Genomic DNA, 3,755 nt, shown 5'->3' on the forward strand with positions numbered 1-3,755 from the left:
AAGCGCCGGGACCACACGGCGGGCGCCGGCTGCCTGGGCGCGCGGGGACGTCAGGTGAGCCACGGCGCGAGCGAGGTGACGCAGCGCGTTGACCAGGCCGATCGTCAGCGGCAGCCGGACCAGCGGGTCGGCCTTGTGCACATTGCGGAAGGGGGCGAGCGGACCGTCGAAGGCGTCACGCACCGCCCCCGCGATCGGGCTGGCCAGGGGACCTTCGTGACCGAGGGCGATGAGCAACACACCGGCGCACAGGGTCGCGAGCAGGAAGCCGCGGCGGCGGATCGGCATGGCCAGGCCGGCCAGCCCCAACCCCGCGAGAACGCTCGTGGCCACGACCACGCTCGGGCTATCGGTCAGGGCCCAGCCGGCGGGCCACCACGGGCCGCCGGGCACCAGCAGATGGCCGAGCCAGTGGGTCGTGCCCTTGACGACGTCGAGCAGCCCCACCGTCTGGACGACGGCGTTGGCGTTCTCGATCCACGTCAAGAAGGGCGGGCTGTAGCGACCCAGGAGGAGCAACGGCCCGAGCCACCAGGCCGTGGACGCGAGCACGGCGCTCGCCCACCACCAGGTCAACGGGCGGCTCCACCAGCGGCGTTCGGTGACCAGCCACAGCCCGGCGGGGACGCAGGCCAGCAATGTCGCCGTCGCATTGACGCCCCCGCACAGCAGGATCGCCACGGCGGAGAGGGCGGCCGCCCGGCGCGGGCCGAGGCGCCCTCGGCCCGCGAGCACGAGCGGCAGGAGGATCGCCGGGGCCAGCAGTTGGGTCTGGGCCTCCGGCGAGATGGCCCCGAGGGTGGAGAGCACGCGGGGGGCGAGGGTGTAGGCGAGCGCACCGACGTGAACGGCGCCCAGGCGGCCATCCGTCAGGCTGCGCAGCAACGCGAGCATCGCGAGGTAGCCGATGGTCAGCAGCGCGGTCCACCACAGGCGCTGCACGATCCATACCGGCATGACCTCGGAGAGCACCGCATAGAAGGGGCCCATCGGGAAGAGGTAGCCATAGCCCTGGTTCTGCAGCATTCCCCAGGTGACCTGCGGATCCCACAGGTGCAAGGCGCGCCGCATCAGCCCCCAGGCATCGACGTAGAGGTCGTTCTTGGTGTCTTCGCCGATCTGGCCTGCCGGCGTGGACCAGGCCACCGTCCACACCAGCGCGAGACCGGCCAGCGTCGTCAGCGCCGAAGCCGGGTCGCGCGGCTCCCGCCTCCCGTGTCGGCTGATGGAAGCTTCGGCGAGGCCCGCGTCTGTGGCCGGCCCGACGTCACGACTTCCCGGATGCGGAGGCGTCACGGCACCTCGGCGCTCGCCGCAGCAGTTACCGTGCGGTAAATTTGGGTCTGCCCAGGCTGCACCCGGACATGGTACGGCCGCCCAGTCGCCCGTCGCCGAGGACCGAAGTGAGTCGCCGCCACCTGCGCATCCTGTGCTTGTCGTGGCGCGACCAGCACCATCCCGAGGCCGGCGGCGCCGAGAAGTACCTCAGCGAATTGGCCGAGGGCCTGACCGCGCGTGGGCACCAGGTGACCATCCGCACGGCCGCCTATCCCGGTGGCCTGCCCGACGAGGTCGTCGGCGGGGTCGCCTACTCCCGGCGTGGCGGGCACTACGGCGTCTTCCCGCGGGCGATGGTCTCGCGGCTGGCCGGGCGGCAGCGGGCCGATGTCGTGATCGACGTCCAGAACGGCGTGCCCTTCCTCTCCCCCCTCGTCGGCAACACGCGGGTGATCAACCTGATCCATCACGTGCACCGCGAGCAGTGGCCGATCGTCGTCGGGGAGCGGGCGGCGCGGGTCGGTTGGTGGCTGGAATCGCGCGTCGCCCCACGCGTCTATGCGGCGAGTGAGTATGTCGCCGTGTCGGATTCGACCCGGGCCGAGTTGGTGGATCTCGGGGTCGACCCGGCCCGGATCACGGTGATCCACAATGGCACCGACGTCGTCGCCGACGCCGGGGTGGCCCGGTCGGCGACGCCGCTGATCACGGTGCTCGGCCGGCTGGTGCCGCACAAGCGGGTCGAGTTGGCGATAGACGCGGTCGCCGCCCTGCTGCCGGAGTTTCCCGACCTGCGCCTCGACGTCGTCGGCTCGGGCTGGTGGGCGCCGACCCTGAGCACGTATGCCGGGCGGCTGGGCATCAGCGAGCACGTCACCTTCACCGGACAGGTCTCGGAGGCCGAGAAGCACCGGCTGCTGGCTCAGTCCTGGCTGCTGGCGTTCCCGTCGGTCAAGGAGGGCTGGGGACTGGTGGTCGTCGAGGCCGGCGTGCACGGGACGCCCGCCGTTGCCTTTCGTGATGCGGGCGGTCTGCGGGACTCGATCAAGGACGGCGAGACGGGGCTGCTGTGCGAACCGGACGGCGCGGCCTTCACGGCCGCCGTGCGTTCGGTGCTGGCCGACGCGGACCTGCGGGCGCGGTTGGGCGCCGAGGCGGCGAACTGGGTGAGCCGGTTTCGCTGGTCGGAGACGGTCGATGCCTGGGAGCGGCTGCTCGTCGGGACGCCCGACGGGGCAGGACAGCCCGACGGAGCATGACCGACTGGCGGGGCATGACCGACTGGCGGGGCATGACAACGGCCCCACTCACCCATCCGGGCAAGGGGGCCGTGGTGCCTGCAGGACTTACGGCTCGTCGTAGTTCGCGAGCGTACTGGGGGCCTGGTTTGCGCCGGGCGTGATCGCCGAGACCCCGCCGCAGCTCGCCGCGAGGGCCAGGATGACGCCCGTAATGAAAGCAGCGCCGCCGCGGCGGCGCCTGCGGGTGGAAGTCGTCGACATATACCGAAGAGTAGCAAAGCTCCGGCACCCAACGCCAACACGCTCGAGACGCCACGCCGAGGGCCCGGCGGACCCGTTGGCTGCGCGTCCGGTCAGGGGCGGGCAGCACCCCGTCCGGACCGGCGCGGATGGCGACGGGCGATGGCCCATCCGGCAGCGAATGCCCAGCTCAGCACGGTCATCGCCCACCCGGCCACGAGGCTCGGACGGATCGGTTCGACGCCGCCGGCCACCGGTCCGAGGTCGTAGGCCACGGCGCTCGGCCCGCTCGCGATCGGCGTGGCGCCGGACAGGCTCGCCGGGACCGTGAGCCCGTGCTCGGTCCTGGCGCCGCCGACAGCCGGATTCTGATCGGCGCCCGTGGGATCGCCGGCGGCATCGGCTTCGATCAGCAGATAGCGCACGCCCTGGCCGCGCAGGGCCAGGGCGGCATCCTCGCCGGCGGCGATTGCTCGGGAGACCGCCATGGCGCGCGCATCCTCGCCGGCGATGGTGCCCGTCCGGGTCGGCAGGGCGTCGTTGACGAGGACCTGCTGGTCGACCAACCGCGGGGCGAGCGTCAGCGAGACGCGATTGCCGTTCCAGGGGTAACGCCGGTATTGCCCCCACGGCAGGACGCCGACCAGGCCATGGGGCAAGCGGGACAATGTCGCCGTCGTCGCCAGCAGGTCCGTGGGCACCACCGCCGGCGTCAGCCGCCCGTTCAGACCCCAGACCAGGGTGGGCTGCAGCGCCACCGGGACCAGGACGGCGGCCACGGCCGGCATCGGCCGCCACCCGGCCAGGCGTGGCGATCCGGCGAGCCGGTCGATCGCCTCGCCGGCGGCCAACGCCGTCAGTAGCATCCAGGGGGCGAGGAGCTTCTGCGCGTCCCGCAGCACGCCGCCACCCGGCACCGCGCCGATCACCGACGCCCAGCCGTCGCGCACCCCGGGCACGCCGCTCGCCAGCACGACAAGATAGGCGAGCACGGCC

Annotated in this window: 4 protein-coding genes; 1 reads left to right on the forward strand and 3 read right to left on the reverse strand. The window is 72.6% G+C overall.

The window, feature by feature from the left end; all coding sequences use genetic code 11:
- Nucleotides 1-1,146 (reverse strand): alpha-(1->3)-arabinofuranosyltransferase family protein (locus PKH97_RS14755; RefSeq protein WP_324388332.1); only part of this gene is annotated, 1,146 nt, incomplete at its 3' end.
- Nucleotides 1,147-1,403: 257 nt separating this feature from the next.
- Between PKH97_RS14755 and PKH97_RS14760 the strand changes: the two genes are divergently transcribed.
- Nucleotides 1,404-2,537, forward strand: coding sequence for a glycosyltransferase family 4 protein (locus tag PKH97_RS14760; RefSeq protein ID WP_324388333.1), 1,134 nt, complete (start codon nt 1,404-1,406; stop codon nt 2,535-2,537).
- Between the two features lie 87 nt (nt 2,538-2,624).
- Here the strand turns inward: PKH97_RS14760 and PKH97_RS14765 are convergent, their stop codons facing one another.
- Together PKH97_RS14765 and PKH97_RS14770 are read right to left on the reverse strand one after the other, a co-directional pair.
- The gene (locus PKH97_RS14765) at nt 2,625-2,780 is read right to left on the reverse strand and encodes a hypothetical protein (protein WP_324388335.1); all 156 of its coding nucleotides are present in this window, start codon (nt 2,778-2,780) and stop codon (nt 2,625-2,627) included.
- Nucleotides 2,781-2,872: 92 nt separating this feature from the next.
- Nucleotides 2,873-3,755 (reverse strand): hypothetical protein (locus tag PKH97_RS14770; protein ID WP_324388336.1); only part of this gene is annotated, 883 nt, incomplete at its 5' end.

The organism is Nostocoides sp. (assembly GCF_035343835.1).
In the GTDB taxonomy this organism is placed as follows: domain Bacteria; phylum Actinomycetota; class Actinomycetes; order Actinomycetales; family Dermatophilaceae; genus Nostocoides_A; species Nostocoides_A vanveenii.